Genomic DNA, 16,079 nt, shown 5'->3' with positions numbered 1-16,079 from the left:
CAGTTTTGCTGAACATTTGAACGGTAGACTTGCCCCATGAGCACACCCGCCATTCCCGTGGACCCGCTGGAACTCGCCGCCGACCTGCGCCACGCCCTCGGCAACCTGGTCCGCGCCCTGCGGGTGGGCGACGAACTGCCGCAGAACCAGGCCGGCGTCCTCGGCCTGCTGGTCCGCGAGGGGCCCCACACCACCAGCGAACTGGCCGACCGCCAACGCGTGCGCCACCAGTCGATGGCCCGCACGGTGACCCTGCTCACCGAGGCCGGCCTGGTGCGCCAGGAACGCCACGCCACCGACGGCCGCAAGCTGCTGCTCGCCGCCACCGAGACCGGCACCGCCGCCCTGCACGCCCAGCGCGCCCGCCGCGAGGGCGAGATCGCGGCGGCGATCACCGAGCGGCTCTCCCCCCAGGAGCAGCTGGTCCTGCGGCAGAGCGTCGAACTGCTGCGACGCCTGAGCTGAACCGTCGACCCGGGGCCGGGCCCACGAGGTCAGGAAAGCCGGGCGGACACCGCCCGGCGGCGGCGCTCAGCGCTCGGTCACCGCTCCGACCAGGCCTTCGGCGCCCACCGGCCCGGCCGGCTCGACCCTCAGCAACGCAGCCGCGGCCGGCTCGACCCGCTCGACCGGCTGCGTCGCAGCCCCGACCGGCTCGGGCTTCGCCATCACGGTCGCGGTCGGCCCGTCCGTCGACGCGGCGGGCTCGTGCTCGGCCGGCTCCTGCGCCGGACCGCGCTGCGCGGGCAGGACGGCGGCGGCGATCGGCGGCAGCTCGGTGTGCTCGCTGAGGCCGAAGCGACGGTGCAGGCGGCGCAGCGGGGCCGGCGCCCACCAGTTGAACTCGCCGAACAGGGACATCGCGGCGGGCACCAGCAGACAGCGGACCAGGGTGGCGTCCACCGCCACCGCCACCGCGAGGGCGATGCCCATCTGCTTGACCATCAGCATGTCGCCGGCGGCGAAGCCCGCGAAGACGATCACCATCAGCAGGGCCGCCGAGGTGATGATCTTCCCGCTGCGTTGCAGCCCGAGCTCCACCGAGCGGGTGGAGCTGTACCCACGGTCCCGGAGTTCCTTGATCCGGGCGAGCAGGAAGACCTCGTAGTCCATCGAGAGACCGAAGGCGAAGGCGAAGACCAGGACGGGTATGAAGGTCTCCAGACCGCCGACCGGGCTGAAGCCGAGGAACCCGCTGAACCAGCCGTCCTGGAAGACCAGGGTCAGCGCGCCGAGCGAGGCGCCCAGCGACAGCAGGTTCATCAGCAGGGCCTTGACCGGCATCACCACCGAGCCGGTCATCAGGAAGAGCAGGATCAGCGTGCCGATCGCGACCAGGCCGAGCGCCCACGGGCCGCGGGTCAGCAGTTCGTGCTGGAAGTCGACCACCGAGGCGGCGCCGCCGGTGACGTAGGTGGTGAGGCCGCCGCGCTCGGCGCGCAGTTCCTTGACCACGTCCTTGGCGGCGGAGCCCTGCGGGTCGCCGTGCACCAGGACGTCGACGGTACTGAGCTGCTCGCCCACCGGGGTGACCGCGCGGACCCCGGCGACGCCGGGCAGCTTGGCCACCACGTCGTCGGCGTAGGCCTGGGCGACCGCCGCGCCGCCGCGCACCACCACGGTGACGGGCGCGGGCGCGACCTGCGGGAAGCGCTGGTCGACGGTCTCGGAGACCTGCCGGCCGGCGGAGGAGGCGGGCAGCACCGCGGCCCCGGAGTTGCGCATCTCGGCGCCGGCGAACGGCGCTCCGGCGGCGACCAGCAGGGCGGTGCAGGCCAGGGCGACGGGTACCGCCTTCTTGCGTACCCGGCGCACGGTGCGGCTGAAGAAGCCCTCGTCGGGGACGGGCGCCGTCGGGGTCTTGATCCGGTGGCCGGCGAAGCCGAGCAGGGCGGGCACCAGGGTCAGGGCGGCCGCGACGGCGATCACCACCACGCTCACCCCCGCCGCGGCCACGGCGGCCAGCACGGGGCTGGTGAAGATGAAGAGGCCGGAGAGCGCGACGGCCACGGTGAGCCCGGAGAAGGCGACGGTGCGGCCGGCCGTCGCGGCGGTGCGCTCCACGGCGGCGGCGATGCCCGCGCCGTGGCCGCGTTCCTCGCGGAAGCGGTTGACCATCAGCAGCGCGTAGTCGATGGAGAGCCCGAGGCCGAGCACGGTGGCGATCGGCAGCACGCTGGTGTCGATGTCCATGATCTTGCTGAAGCCGAACATGGCCAGCAGGGCGCCGCCGACCGAGGCGACCGCGCCGATCACCGGCAGGCTGGCCGCGGCCAGGCCGCCGAAGACCAGCACCATCACCACCAGGGTCAGCGGCAGGGTGACGATCTCGCCGAACCGGGTGTCCCGCTCGGTCTGCTTCTTGACCTCCTGCTGGAGCACCAGGTCGCCGCCGACGGTGACCTTGGCGCCGTCGGCGGCGATGCCGGAGAGGCGCTCGGTGACGGCGGAGAGCTGGGCGTTGCTGCTGCCGTCGGTCATCCGGACGGTCACCAGGCTCGCGTTGCCGTCGGCGGAACGCTGGGCGGGGCCGGATCCGGCCGCCGAGCCGTAGGTGTCGGTGACGGAGGCGACACCGGGCAGGGCGGTGATCTCGGCGGTGGCCCGGGTGACGGCGGTCCGTACGGCCTGGTCCTCCACGGGTACGCCGTCCACGACGGCGGTGACCGAGCCCTTGGCCGGATCGGCGGCGGTGACCACGGCTGTCCCGCGGTCGGCTTCCGAGCTGCCCGCGGCGCCGGCGACGGTACCCTCGAACACCCGCCCGCCGATCAGCACGCCGACCACCAGGACCACGGCCCACAGGCCCAGCACCCAGCGCCGGTGCCGGAAGCAGAACCGCCCGAGGGCCGCGAGCCGGCCGCCTACCTCGGGATCGCCTGACGCCGGAACGTCGGACGCAGGAACGTCGGTGGTCACTGCGGAGCTACGGCGCATATGCGGGGGGTGCCTTGCTTCAGGGGCCGGGTGAGGGCCCGATCGGGCAACTCAACCCAAGGTAGGCGCTAAGGCATAAAAGACCCATAGAGGTGCGATGAGCCCCTCATCACAAAATTCCCTCACATAATGAACCCATAAGTGAACGGCCCCACGGCCCCGGCCGGCCTCGGGAATCCCACCGGAAGGCCGCGCCCCGCACCAACGCATGAACCCCCGCCCGGTTCCCCGGGCGGGGGTTCATGTCAGCTGACGCTCAGCTCAGCGCGGGGCCGAGCCGGGACCAGTGGGGGCGAGAGCTCAGCTCTGGCCGCCCGCCAGCTTCTCACGCAGTGCGGCGAGCGCCTCGTCCGAAGCGAGAGCGCCGGAGCCCTCGTCGCTGCTGGAGGAGTACGAGCCACCGGCGGCGGCGGCAACAGCGTCGCCACCCTCGGCAGCGGCCTCGGCGTCGGCCTCACGGCTCTTGATGACCTGGGCCTGGTGCTGCTCGAAGCGGGTCTGCGCCTCGGCGTACTGGGCCTCCCACGCCTCGCGCTGCTTCTCGAAGCCGTCAAGCCAGTCGTTCGCCTCGGGGTCGAAGCCCTCCGGGTAGATGTAGTTGCCCTGGTCGTCGTACGAGGCAGCCATGCCGTACAGGGTCGGGTCGAACTCGACCGACGCCGGGTCGGCACCGAGCGACTCGTTGGCCTGCTTCAGCGAGAGGCTGATGCGACGACGCTCGAGGTCGATGTCGATGACCTTGACGAAGATCTCGTCGCCGACCTGGACGACCTGCTCCGGGATCTCCACGTGGCGCTCGGCCAGCTCGGAGATGTGGACCAGACCCTCGATGCCCTCGTCCACGCGGACGAACGCACCGAACGGAACCAGCTTGGTGACCTTACCCGGGACGACCTGGCCGATCTGGTGGGTCCGGGCGAACTGCTGCCACGGGTCCTCCTGGGTCGCCTTCAGCGACAGGGAGACGCGCTCGCGGTCCATGTCCACGTCGAGAACCTCGACGGTGACTTCCTGGCCGACCTCGACAACCTCGGACGGGTGGTCGATGTGCTTCCAGGACAGCTCGGAGACGTGGACGAGACCGTCGACGCCACCCAGGTCCACGAAGGCACCGAAGTTGACGATCGAGGAGACGACGCCGGAGCGCACCTGGCCCTTCTGCAGGGTGGTGAGGAAGGTCTGGCGGACCTCGCTCTGGGTCTGCTCCAGCCAGGCACGGCGGGACAGGACCACGTTGTTGCGGTTCTTGTCCAGCTCGATGATCTTGGCCTCGAGCTCCTTGCCCACGTAGGGCTGGAGGTCGCGGACGCGGCGCATCTCGACGAGCGAGGCCGGCAGGAAGCCACGGAGGCCGATGTCGAGGATGAGACCACCCTTGACGACCTCGATGACGGTACCGGTGACGATGCCGTCCTCTTCCTTGATCTTCTCGATCGTGCCCCAGGCGCGCTCGTACTGTGCGCGCTTCTTGGACAGGATCAGACGACCCTCCTTGTCCTCCTTCTGGAGAACCAGGGCCTCGATCTCGTCGCCGACCTTGACGACCTCGTGCGGGTCAACGTCGTGCTTGATCGAGAGCTCGCGGGACGGGATGACGCCCTCGGTCTTGTAACCGATGTCGAGGAGAACCTCGTCACGGTCGACCTTCACGATGATGCCCTCGACGATGTCGCCATCGTTGAAGTACTTGATGGTCTCGTCGATCGCCGCGAGGAAGGCCTCTGCGTCGCCGATGTCGTTGACCGCAACCTGCGGGGTGGTGCTGAGGGAGGAGTCGGTGGGGCTCGTCATTAGGAAAAGGGCTCCGGTACGGACATGAAGTCGTAGGTAATGCCACGCGGAGGGCCCGTATCGCTCCCACCGAAAGCCGGACAGCCAAAGGCACGGCGCACCGGTGTTTCCCAGAAATCCGAGAACCGGTGTCCGTCTTGCGACCGTGGGGTCTTCGACAGATGCGAGCGCGACCTGCTCCGTCCGAGGCGCGCAGGCCCGCAGCGCAACTTGTAGCATACGGGGACAGCCAGGCACGGTCAACGCCAACGAAGGCGAGACGGTGGAGGCCGGTGTGGATCAGGCCATATCCTCGCAACCGCGCCCCGAACACGCCGGCCTGAAACCGGTGTGCAGGGTGGCAGCCGCAGGGGCCCGCTCCCCGGATGCCACCACTCCCGAGCCGACCTGTTCGGAACAGTTCTGGAGAAGCGGCGCTTTCCGCAGACGACACCCTACGCGACGGGCACTACCACCTTGGCCACCACCCCTGATCCTCTGCTCGAACCGGCACCCGGAACGCTGCCGGACGAGGACGACGACGACGCCCTCCGACGGTCCGCCGAGGCCGGCGAGAGCAGCCGGGCCAGCCGCCACTGGTGGGACCGCAACGCGGACGAATACCAGGACGAGCACGGCGAGTTCCTCGGGGACGACCGGTTCACCTGGTGCCCCGAGGGTCTCGACGAGGGCGAGGCCCGGCTGCTCGGCGACCCCGTCTCCTGGCGGGGCGCCGACATCCTGGAAATCGGCGCCGGCGCGGCCCAGTGCTCGCGCTGGCTCGCCGCCCGCGGCGGCCGGCCGGTCGCCCTGGACATCTCCTACCGCCAGCTCCAGCACTCCCGGCGGATCGACCTCGGGCGCGGCGGCCCGCTCGTCCCCGTCGTGCAGGCGGACGCCGCCGTGCTGCCCTTCGCGGACGGCTCCTTCGACCTGGCCTGCTCGGCGTACGGCGCGGTGCCCTTCAGCGCCGACACCGAGGAGCTGATGCGCGAGGTGCACCGGGTGCTGCGGCCCGGCGGGCGCTGGGTCTTCTCGGTCACCCACCCGATCCGCTGGGCCTTCCCCGACGAGCCCGGCGTCGAGGGGCTGACCGCCACCGCCTCGTACTTCGACCGCACCCCGTACGTCGAGCAGGACGGCCAGGGGCGCGCCACCTACGTCGAGCACCACCGCACCCTCGGCGACCGGGTCCGGGAGCTGACCGCCGCCGGGTTCCGGCTGCTCGACCTGGTCGAGCCGGAGTGGCCCGAGGGCCTCGACCAGGAGTGGGGCGGCTGGAGCCCGCTGCGCGGCAGGCTCTTCCCCGGCACCGCGATCTTCGTCTCGCAGCGGGACTGACCCGGCCGTGAAGGACGCCCCCGCTCCCCCGGACACCGCCGGCCCGCAGCCCTCGGGCGCCGGCTCCCCGGCCCCGCTGAACCCCGCCTGGCTCGACCTGCCGGTCCGCGAGGCCGTCCCCGCACTGCAGCGCGCGCTGGCCGCCGGCGGCGCCGCCGTGCTCGCCGCGCCGCCCGGCACCGGCAAGACCACCCTGGTGCCGCTCGCGCTGGCCGGGCTGGTGGCCGGGCTGCCCGGGCCGGCCCACCGGGTGCTGGTGGCCGAGCCGCGCCGGCTGGCCGTCCGCGCCGCGGCCCGCCGGATGGCCTGGCTGCTCGGCGAGCAGCCGGGCGGCCGGGTCGGGTACACGATCCGCGGCGAGCGGCGGGCCGGTCAGGACACCGTGGTCGAGGTGGTCACCACCGGCGTGCTGCTGCAGCGGCTCCAGCGCGACCCCGAACTGGCCGGGGTGGACACGGTCGTCCTGGACGAGTGCCACGAACGGCACCTGGACGCGGACACCGCACTGGCCTTCCTGCTGGACGTCCGGGCCGCCCTGCGGCCCGAGCTGCGGGTGGTCTGCGCCTCCGCGACCTCCGACACCGACGCCTGGGCGCGGCTGCTGGGCGACGAGCGCGGGGCCGCTCCGGTGGTCGAGGCGCACGGCACCTCGCACGCCGTGCAGATCCTCCAGGCGCCCCCGCCACGCGCCGTGCGCCCCCCGCAGGGCACCCGTACGGACCCCCTGCTGCTCGAACACGTGGCCGCCACCGTCCGCCGCGCCCTCGGGGAGCGGGAGGGGGACCTGCTCTGCTTCCTGCCCGGCGTGGGCGAGATCGCCCGGGTCGCCGGACTGCTCGCCGGCGTCCCGGCCGAGGTGCTCCAGCTGCACGGGCGCGCCCCGCAGGCCGTCCAGGACGCCGCGCTCGGCGCCGGCGCCGGCCGCCGGGTCGTGCTGGCCACCTCGGTCGCCGAATCCTCGCTGACCGTCCCGGGCGTACGGATCGTGGTCGACTCCGGGCTCGCCCGCGAACCGCGCACCGACCACGCCCGCGGCCTCTCCGCGCTGGTGACCGTCCGAGCCTCGCTGGCCGCCGCCCGCCAACGGGCCGGCCGCGCCGGCCGCGAGGCCCCCGGCGTCGTCCACCGCTGCTGGCACCAGGCCGAGGACGCCCTCGCCGCGCCCTTCCCCACCCCCGAGATCGCCCTCGCCGACCTCACCACCTTCGCCCTGCAGGCCGCCTGCTGGGGCGACCCGGACGCCCACGGCCTCGCCCTGCCCGACCCGCCCCCCGCCGGGGCGATGGCCGCCGCCCGGCAGACCCTGCAGGCCCTCGGCGCCGTCGACGAACAGGGCCGGGCCACCCCCCGCGGCACCCGGATCGCCGGCACCGGCCTGCACCCGCGGCTGGCCCGGGCCCTGCTCGACGGCGCCCCGCTGGTCGGCTCCCGGCGGGCCGCCGAACTCGTCGCCCTGCTCTCCGAGGAGCCGCCGCGCGCGCTGGGGGACGACCTCGGCGCCGTCTGGCGCACCGTCCGCGGCGGCCACGACCCCTACGCCGGCCGGTGGCGCGAGGAGTCCCGCCGGCTGCGCCGGAGCCTGGACGAGACACCCGCGACCCGCCTGCCCGACGCCACCGCCGCCGGTCTGGTGGTCGCGCTGGCCTTCCCCGAACGGATCGCCCGGGCCCGGGTCGAGAAGCCCGAACCCGGCACCCGCAGCCCGTACCTGATGGCCTCGGGCACCGCCGCCGAAACCGCCCCCGGCACCGCGCTGACCGGCCTGCCCTGGCTGGCCGTCGCCGTCGCCGACCGCCCCGCCGGCGCACCCTCGGCCCGGATCCTGCACGCCGCCGCGCTGGACGAGGAGACCGCCCGGCTGGCCGGCGCGCCGCTGCTCACCGGGCGGGCCGAGGTCCGCTGGGCGACGCCGCCCGGCGGCCGGCGCGGCGATCTGACGGCCCGTCGGGTCGAGTCGCTCGGCGCCCTGGAACTCGCCTCCTCGCCGCTGTCCGCCCCGGACCCGGCGCTGGTCCGGGCCGCCCTGCTGGACGGGCTCGCCCGCGAAGGCGTCGGCGAGCTGCTCAGCTGGCCGCCCGCGGCCGTGGCGCTGCGCCAGCGGCTCGGGTTCCTGCACCGCGTCCTGGGGGCACCCTGGCCCGACGTCGGCGACCAGGCCCTGCTGGCCGCGGCCGAGGAGTGGCTGGAACCCGAACTCTCCCGGGCCCGCCGCCGCTCCGCGCTGGAGCGGATCGACACCGCCGCCGCCCTGCAGCGCCTGCTGCCCTGGGCCACCGGTGAGGCCGGGCGGCTCGACGAACTGGCCCCGGAGCGGATCACGGTGCCCTCCGGCTCCCGGATCCGGGTCGACTACACCGGGGACCGGCCCGTCCTGGCCGTCAAACTGCAGGAGCTGTTCGGCTGGGTCGCCGCCCCCGCGCTGGCCGGCGGGCGGGCCCCGCTCACCGTCCACCTGCTCTCACCGGCCGGCCGGCCGGCCGCCGTCACCGGCGACCTCGCCTCCTTCTGGCGAGAGGGGTACCGGGCCGTCCGCGCCGAGCTGCGCGGCCGCTACCCGCGCCACCCCTGGCCGGAGGACCCGACCGCCGCCGAGCCGACCCGGCGGCTCAACCCGCGCGGCTGACGCGCGGGCCGAGGCGGCCGGGCCGGCCGGTCGTCACCCGGGCACGTTGCCGGGGGTGAACGCCGGGGCCGGCGGGCGGGGCAGCGGGGTGCCGGTCTGCACCTTGTCGCAGGTCAGGATCTGGCCGGTCTCCGGGCTCCGGACGCAGTTCGGGTTGTCGACCGCGTGGCCGGTGCCGCAGGTGGTCCCGCAAGGCAGCGGGGAGACCGTGCTCGGGTCCGGCCGGCGGGTCGCGGCGTTCTTCGGGGACGGGCTCCTGGTGACGCTCGGGGCGGCTGCCGGACGGGCGGCGGCCGGGGCCGCGGCCGGGCTCGGCGACGACGGCTCGGCGGGGGGCGCCACCGCGGGAGCCGCCGCCGGGTCGGACGGTGCCGCCGACGGCGTTTCCGTCGGCGTGCCGGACGGAGTCGCCGGGAGCGAGGCCGTCGAGGCGGACGGCCGGGCGACCGCCGGCGCGGCCGGAGTCGCCGATCCCCGGCCCGCCAGGGCCCAGGCCGATCCGCCGGCCAGCAGGAGCGCCGCCACGGCGCCCGCCGCCACCCACCGGGCCCGCCGACCGAACAGCCCGGGGCTCTTCCGCCCGTCCTGCCCCGGCCCGGCCTCGCCCGGCTCGCCCGCGTCCAGCCCGTCCTCGCCCAGCCCGGCCATACCGTCCCGCCTCCGACCACGACCGCCCGCCGCACCCGGTGCGCGGACGGAACCGGCCGGAGCCTACTGCCCGCCCGCCGCCGGGTGATCACCGCCCCGGCGCGGAACCGGGCCCTTCAGGGGGTGACCGCGCTCCACCCGGCGGGGTGGCAGGGCTTCTGACGGTCCGCCGGACTCAGCCGGCGGACGCGACGGACACGGCGGACACGGCGGGCTCCCACGGCTCGAACCACGGGTCGGGCCACCGCTCGGCCGCCGCCATCAGCGGGAACAGGGTGGCGCCGTCCAGGGTCTCGCGGATGATGTCGGCGTGACCGCCGTGCCGCGCGGTCTCCTCGATCAGGTGCAGCAGCACCCACCGCACCGACCACTCCTCCGCGTCGGCGGGGAACCACGGCACGCCCCGGGGGACGGGGACGCCCCGGCCCAGGTCCGCGATGCCGGCGATGCCCTCGTCGGTCTCGGCGGTCGCCAGCTCGTAGTCGGCCAGCAGGCCGGCCAGCGTCTCGCCGGGCGCGGGCAGGAACTCGGGGGCGTCCGACTCGTCGGCCGACCGCTGCGGGGCGGTGGAGTGCCCCAGGACGAGCTTCATCCAGCCGCGCTCGCAGCGCGCGGCGTGCTTGATCAGGCCGGCGATGCTCAGCTCGCTGGCGGACGGGGTGGCCCAGCCCTGCTCCTCGGTGAGGCCGTGCGCGGTGGCGCGGAGCTGCCGGCGCTGCTGGGCGAGGAAGGCGAGCAGTGCTTCGCGCTCGTCGGCGACCGGCGGGGCGAGTCCATGCATGCGATGGCACCTTTCCGTACGTGGTGGGTGGGGGTGCCTCCGGTCTCGTACGGCCCCGGCCCGGCAGGTGCGGCGAGGGGTGCGTCGACGGTGCGGAGTGCCCGTGACGACCCTTCCGCCTGGGCCCGTCGGCGTCAACGGCGTGGTGGAATCTATTTCAGAAACTTTCTGCAAGACTTTGCAGAGATCGGACCCCGGACAGCCCGCCGCCCCGCCCCCGGCGAACCGGGGACGGGGCGGCGGCGCACAGCTGCGCGGTCATCGGTGCGCTACCGGCCGAAGCCGGAGCGGGCCGGTGGGGGCGGTCAGTGCGCGGCGCTCTCCCAGTTCGGGCCGACACCGACCGACACGTCCAGCGGGGCCCGCAGCGGGTAGGCCCCGGCCATCTGCTCGCGGACGATCGCCTCCACCCGCTCGCGCTCGCCGGGAGCCAGCTCCAGCACGATTTCGTCGTGCACCTGGAGCAGCATCCGGGAGGCCAGCCCGGCCTCCCGGAGCGCGTCGTCCACCTTCAGCATCGCGATCTTGACGATGTCGGCGGCCGAGCCCTGGATCGGGGCGTTCAGGGCCATCCGCTCCGCCATCTCGCGGCGCTGGCGGTTGTCGCTGTTCAGGTCGGGCAGGTGGCGGCGGCGGCCCAGCAGCGTCTCGGTGTAACCGGTGGCGCGCGCCTCCTCGACCACCCGGTGCAGGTAGTCCCGGACCCCGCCGAAGCGCTCGAAGTAGGTGTCCATCAGGCCCTGCGCCTCGCCGGGCTTGATCCCGAGCTGCTGGGACAGCCCGTACGCGGAGAGCCCGTACGCCAGGCCGTAGGACATCGCCTTGATCTTGCGGCGCATCTCGGCGTCCACCGCGCCCGGCTCGACGGAGAAGACCTGGGAGGCGACCGTGGTGTGCAGGTCCTCGCCGCCGGCGAAGGCCTCCAGCAGGGCCTCGTCCTCGGAGAGGTGCGCCATGATGCGCAGCTCGATCTGCGAGTAGTCGGCCGTCAGCAGCGACTCGTAGCCCTCGCCGACGACGAAGGCCCGGCGGATCGCGCGGCCCTCCTCGGTGCGGACGGGGATGTTCTGCAGGTTCGGGTCCTGCGAGGAGAGCCGGCCGGTGGCGGCCACCATCTGGTTGAAGGTGGTGTGGATCCGGCCCTGCGGGGAGACCGTCTTGAGCAGGCCCTCGACGGTGGTGCGCAGCTTGGCCTGGTCGCGGTGGCGCAGCAGGATCACCGGCAGCTCGTTGTCCGTCTGGGTGGCCAGCCAGGTGAGGGCGTCCGCGTCGGTGGTGTACCCGGTCTTGATCTTCTTGGTCTTGGGCAGCGCCAGCTCGCCGAAGAGGATCTCCTGCAGCTGCTTGGGCGACCCGAGGTTGAACTCGTGGCCGGCGGCGGCGTGCGCCTCCTCCACCACCCGCTGGATCTCGGTGGCGAACTGCGACTCCAGACCGGTCAGCCAGGCCCGGTCGGCGGCGATGCCGGTGCGCTCCATCCGGGCCAGCAGGGCGGCGATCGGCAGCTCCATGTCGCGGAGCAGCTCGGTGGCGCCGGCCGCGGCGAGGCGGGGCTCGAAGAGCGCGGCGAGATCGAGAACCGTCCGGGCCTGGACCATCAGCGCGCGGGCGCCGGCGGTGCTGTCCTCCTCCGGCGCGTCGAAGCTGAGCTGGCCGCTCTCGGCGGCGGCCGCGGGGGTCAACGAGCGGGAGAGGTACTCCTCGGCGAGCACCTCCAGGGTGAAGGTGCGCCGGCCGGGCTTCTCCAGGTAGGCGGCGAGGGCGGTGTCGGCGACCACGCCCTCGACCTGCCAGCCCTGCTCGGCGAAGGCCCGCATCACGTGCTTGGCGATGTGCAGGGCCTTGGGGCGCCGCGGGTCGGCGAGCCAGGCGGTGAAGGCGGTGTCGTCCTGCTCGTCGAGCTTGGCGGGGTCGAACCAGGCGGCGGTCTCGCCGGCGGCCAGCGCGACCTCCTGGACGCTGCCCTCGCCCTGGCCCCAGCGGTAGACGGCGGCCAGCGCGACCGGGTCGGTGGCGCCGACGGCGTGCTCGGCGAGCCAGCCGGCCAGCGCGCCGGGCTCGGTCAGCAGGTCGCCGTCGACCTCGATGCCGGGGGCGACCTCCGCCTCGACGGCCTCCTGCGCGGCGCCGGGGTCGATGCCGAAGATGCGGTCGCGGAAGTTGCTGTTGCGGAACTCCAGCGACTCCATCAGCTGGCCGACGGCCTCCCGGTCGAAGGCGGTGCGCTGCAGGTCGGCGACGGTGAGCGGGAGCTCGACGTCGCGGACCAGCTCGGTGAGGACGCGGTTGCGCTTGACCGAGTCGAGGTGCTCGCGGAGCTTCTCGCCGATCTTGCCCTTGACCTGGTCGGCGTTGGCGATCAGCTCGTCGAAGGAGCCGAACTGGTTGACCCACTTCGCGGCGGTCTTCTCACCGACGCCGGGGATGCCGGGCAGGTTGTCGGACGGGTCGCCGCGCAGGGCCGCCAGGTCGGGGTACTGGGTGGGGGTGACGCCGTACTTCTCGGCGACCTTCTCCGGGGTGTAGCGGGTCAGCTCGGAGACGCCCTTGGTGGGGTAGAGCACGGTGACCCGCTCGCTCACCAGCTGGAGGGAGTCGCGGTCGCCGGTGACGATGTCGACGTCGAAGCCCTCGGCCGCGGCGGCGGTGGCGAGGGTGGCGATGATGTCGTCGGCCTCGAAGTTCTCGACCGTCATCCGGGGGACGTTCATCGCGTCGAGCAGTTCGCCGATCAGGCCGACCTGGCCCTTGAACTCGTCCGGCGTCTTGGCGCGGTTGGCCTTGTAGTCGGGGAACTCCGCCGAGCGGAAGGTCTGCCGGGAGAGGTCGAAGGCCACCGCGAGGTGGGTCGGCTGCTCGTCGCGCACGGTGTTGGCGAGCATCGAGGCGAAGCCGTACACCGCGTTGGTGGGCTGGCCGGTGGAGGTGTTGAAGTTCTCCACGGGCAGTGCGTAGAAGGCCCGGTAGGCCATCGAATGCCCGTCGAGCAGCATCAGCCGGGGCCGCGGGCCGGCCCCGTCGCCACCCGTCGCGCCCTTACCCGTACTCTGCGTAGCCACGTCAACGTCCCGTTCCTGCCGATTCCACTGCCGGTCACCGATCCTATGGCCCGCCGCCGACAACGGACGCGAGGACGAGGGCGGGGGCGGGGCGCCGCGACACCGCCGGGCGCGGCCGCTACCGCCGGGTAGCGCGGTCGTACGATCACAGCAGCACGACGACGTGACCCCGACCGGCAGGAGCTCCCATGACCGACGCCGCCCCCACCGACCCGGCCCCCCTCCTGAACGTCCCGCAGGACGTCCTCGACCACTTCGCCAAGCTCGGCGTCGACCCCTCCACCTTCTCCGGCGGCCACCTCGGCGACCGGCTCGGCATCAAGGTCGTCGAGGCCTCCGGGGACCGCGTGGTGGGCACCATGCCGGTCGAGGGCAACCAGCAGCCGTACGGGCTGCTGCACGGCGGCGCCTCGGCCGCACTGGCCGAGACCCTGGGCTCGATCGGCGCGATGCTGCACGCCGGCCCGGGGCGCTACGCGGTCGGCGTGGACCTGAACGCCACCCACCACCGCTCGGCCACCACCGGCCTGGTCACCGGCGTGGCGACGGCGGTCTTCAAGGGGCGGACGGCGGCCACCTACGAGATCGCCATCACCGACGACACCGGCCGGCGGATCACCAGCTGCCGGCTGACCTGCATGCTGCGCGACCTGTAGCACCGCCCGGCCCCTCCAGTCGCCCTCTTGTTCGACCATGGCGTTTGACAACTGCCCCACCCGGGCAGGCCCTTGGTCCAGACAAGGGGGCGGCGGCATGTCCGGAACAGGACACGGGCAGGGTGGGCGGCCGCGCCGTGCCCCGGCGGGCCCCGCGACGACCCGGGAGCCGGGTCGGGCGACCCGCCGCCGATTCCCGATCAGGCGTCAGATCTCTTTCCCCAAAGGCCTTCCGGTCGTCGCAAGGGCGTGCGCGCCGCCCCGGGCCACGGCCGGCCGGCCGGTGCCGGCACCGACCGCGAACGACCCGCCGCCCACCGCGGCGGCCCCGTCCGCGTACGTCGGAACGGCCTCCGCCCCGGGCGCCGGTCCCGCGCCGCGGCCGCCGGCCACCACCGGCCCCCGTTCCCGTACGGGACCGCCGCCGCCGGCCGGCCCCACCCTGGACTCGTGGCCGCCACGGCCACCGGCCTGCCGCTGCGGGTGACGCCCGGTCAGGCCGTGGAGGTGGATGTCCGGCATGTGGTCACCGACTGCCTCGCGGTACCCGCGGAGGCCTGGCTTCCGTTCCTGGATGTAACGCTGCGTAACACGGGGGCAATGCGGGCCGCCCGCCGGGGCCCAGGGCCCCACCGCGCCCTCCACCTCGCCGAAAACCAGCGCGCCACCTGCCCCATGTCCGATATCCGGACATCAATGCCCGGGGCCAGCGCGCCGGACGGTGACGTCCGGTAAGCGGACACACCAGCAGTCACCTGCACTTCTGAGCCTTACATCCGATCACCACACGAGATACCCCCCGGTACCACCGGCTCAGGCGGGCGAAAACCGCCACATCCTGAGACACCGGGACGGAATGCGCATAACAAGAGAATCACAGCCTGCCCACACCCCTCCACGAGGCGCCCACGGGCATCTAGAGTCACGGCCAGTCACCGCGCCACCGATTGGGCCTGAGCCCCAGCGCGCGACCCGGCACCCGCCACCTCAGGCGCCGTGCTTCCTGACCGAAGGGGACCCTCGTGCGTCATCGTTCAGCGCTTGTCGTGAGCATCGCCGTCATCGGAGCGCTCAGCCTCTCCGCCTGCGGCTCCCGCGACGAGAAGAAGGCCGGCGACACCGCCGGCGGCGCCTCCACCACCGTGACCATCGGCGTGGACGCTCCGCTCACCGGCGACCTCTCCGCCCTCGGCCTCGGGATCAAGAACTCCGTCGACCTCGCGATCAAGCAGGCCAACGAGAAGAACGAGGTCCCCGGCGTCAAGTTCCAGATCAAGGCCCTGGACGACACCGCCAAGCCGGCCCCCGGCCAGCAGAACGCCACCCAGCTCGTCGCCGACAACTCCGTGATCGGCGTCGTCGGCCCGCTGAACTCCAGCGTCGCCCAGTCGATGCAGCAGATCTTCAACGACGCGAACCTGGTCGAGATCTCCCCCGCCAACACCGGCGTCGCCCTCACCCAGGGCGAGAAGTGGGCCACCGGCACCAAGGCCCGCCCCTTCAAGTCCTACTTCCGCACGGCCACCACCGACGCCGTGCAGGGCCCGTTCGCCGCCCAGTACCTCTTCAAGGACGCGAAGAAGGCCAAGGTCTTCCTCATCGACGACCAGAAGACCTACGGCGCCGGCCTCGCCGCCACCTTCAAGGGCGAGTACACCAAGCTCGGCGGCACCATCGTCGGCGAGGAGCACGTCAACCCCGACGACCGCGACTTCAGCGCCATCGCCACCAAGGTCAAGGCCTCCGGCGCCGAGGCCGTCTACTACGGCGGCGAGTACCCCGCCGCCGGCCCGCTCTCGCTCCAGCTGAAGGACGCCGGCGCCAACATCCCGCTGATGGGCGGCGACGGCATCCAGAGCGGCGACTTCATCAAGCTCAACCCGAAGAGCCAGGGCGACCTCGCCACCGCCGTCGGCCTGCCCGTCGAGGCGCTCCCGACCGCCGCGAAGTTCATCGCCGACTACAAGGCGGCCGGCTACAAGGACGCCTACGAGACCTACGGCGGCTACTCCTACGACAGCGCCTGGGCCATCATCCAGGGCGTCAAGGCCGTCGTCGCGGCCAACGGCGGCAAGCTCCCCGAGAAGCCCCGCGAGAAGGTCGTCGAGGCCGTCCAGAAGATCTCCTTCGACGGCGTGACCGGCAAGGTCTCCTTCGACGAGTTCGGTGACACCACCAACAAGCAGCTCACCGTCTACGCCGTCAAGGACGGCAAGTGGGCCGTGGAGAAGTCCGGCACCTTCGCCGGCTGACCCGTACCAGCC

10 protein-coding genes are annotated in these 16,079 nt (G+C 73.4%); 5 read left to right on the top strand and 5 right to left on the bottom strand.

Annotation, left to right across the window (positions count from 1 at the left end):
- Positions 1-36: 36 nt before the first annotated feature.
- Entirely contained in the window at positions 37-465 is a 429-nt protein-coding gene (locus OG689_RS30660; RefSeq protein WP_266324095.1) for a MarR family transcriptional regulator, read from the top strand.
- Positions 466-531: 66 nt separating this feature from the next.
- Here the strand turns inward: OG689_RS30660 and OG689_RS30655 are convergent, their stop codons facing one another.
- Both OG689_RS30655 and rpsA read right to left on the bottom strand, forming a co-directional pair.
- Positions 532-2,919, bottom strand: coding sequence for an MMPL family transporter (locus OG689_RS30655; protein ID WP_266324094.1), 2,388 nt, complete (start codon positions 2,917-2,919; stop codon positions 532-534).
- Positions 2,920-3,237: 318 nt separating this feature from the next.
- Positions 3,238-4,728, bottom strand: a complete 1,491-nt coding sequence (rpsA, locus tag OG689_RS30650) for a 30S ribosomal protein S1 (RefSeq protein WP_266324093.1) — start codon at positions 4,726-4,728, stop codon at positions 3,238-3,240.
- A 501-nt stretch (positions 4,729-5,229) separates the two neighbouring features.
- Here rpsA and OG689_RS30645 point away from each other — a divergent pair.
- Together OG689_RS30645 and hrpB are read left to right on the top strand one after the other, a co-directional pair.
- Positions 5,230-6,048 (top strand): class I SAM-dependent methyltransferase, encoded by an 819-nt coding sequence (locus OG689_RS30645; protein WP_266327540.1) that lies wholly within the window; start codon positions 5,230-5,232, stop codon positions 6,046-6,048.
- A 76-nt stretch (positions 6,049-6,124) separates the two neighbouring features.
- The gene (gene hrpB / locus OG689_RS30640; RefSeq protein WP_266327538.1) at positions 6,125-8,671 is read left to right on the top strand and encodes an ATP-dependent helicase HrpB; all 2,547 of its coding nucleotides are present in this window, start codon (positions 6,125-6,127) and stop codon (positions 8,669-8,671) included.
- A gap of 33 nt (positions 8,672-8,704) precedes the next feature.
- Here the strand turns inward: hrpB and OG689_RS30635 are convergent, their stop codons facing one another.
- The 3 genes from OG689_RS30635 to polA all read right to left on the bottom strand — a co-directional run bounded on the left by OG689_RS30635 (position 8,705) and on the right by polA (position 13,093).
- Positions 8,705-9,319: a hypothetical protein gene (locus tag OG689_RS30635; protein WP_266324092.1), complete on the bottom strand. Its 615-nt coding sequence runs from the start codon at positions 9,317-9,319 to the stop codon at positions 8,705-8,707.
- Positions 9,320-9,494: 175 nt separating this feature from the next.
- Positions 9,495-10,100: a DinB family protein gene (locus OG689_RS30630; RefSeq protein ID WP_266324091.1), complete on the bottom strand. Its 606-nt coding sequence runs from the start codon at positions 10,098-10,100 to the stop codon at positions 9,495-9,497.
- A 305-nt stretch (positions 10,101-10,405) separates the two neighbouring features.
- The gene (gene polA, locus OG689_RS30625; protein WP_266327536.1) at positions 10,406-13,093 is read right to left on the bottom strand and encodes a DNA polymerase I; all 2,688 of its coding nucleotides are present in this window, start codon (positions 13,091-13,093) and stop codon (positions 10,406-10,408) included.
- A 254-nt stretch (positions 13,094-13,347) separates the two neighbouring features.
- Between polA and OG689_RS30620 the strand changes: the two genes are divergently transcribed.
- Together OG689_RS30620 and OG689_RS30615 are read left to right on the top strand one after the other, a co-directional pair.
- On the top strand, positions 13,348-13,815 hold the full coding sequence (locus OG689_RS30620) for a hotdog fold thioesterase (RefSeq protein WP_266324090.1): 468 nt from the start codon (positions 13,348-13,350) through the stop codon (positions 13,813-13,815).
- A gap of 1,022 nt (positions 13,816-14,837) precedes the next feature.
- Complete coding sequence (locus OG689_RS30615; RefSeq protein ID WP_266324089.1) at positions 14,838-16,067, top strand: branched-chain amino acid ABC transporter substrate-binding protein; 1,230 nt, start codon at positions 14,838-14,840, stop codon at positions 16,065-16,067.
- Positions 16,068-16,079: the final 12 nt, after the last annotated feature.

The organism is Kitasatospora sp. NBC_00240, from assembly GCF_026342405.1.
In the GTDB taxonomy this organism is placed as follows: Bacteria; Actinomycetota; Actinomycetes; order Streptomycetales; family Streptomycetaceae; genus Kitasatospora.
This window is presented reverse-complemented; position numbering and strand designations above follow the sequence as displayed.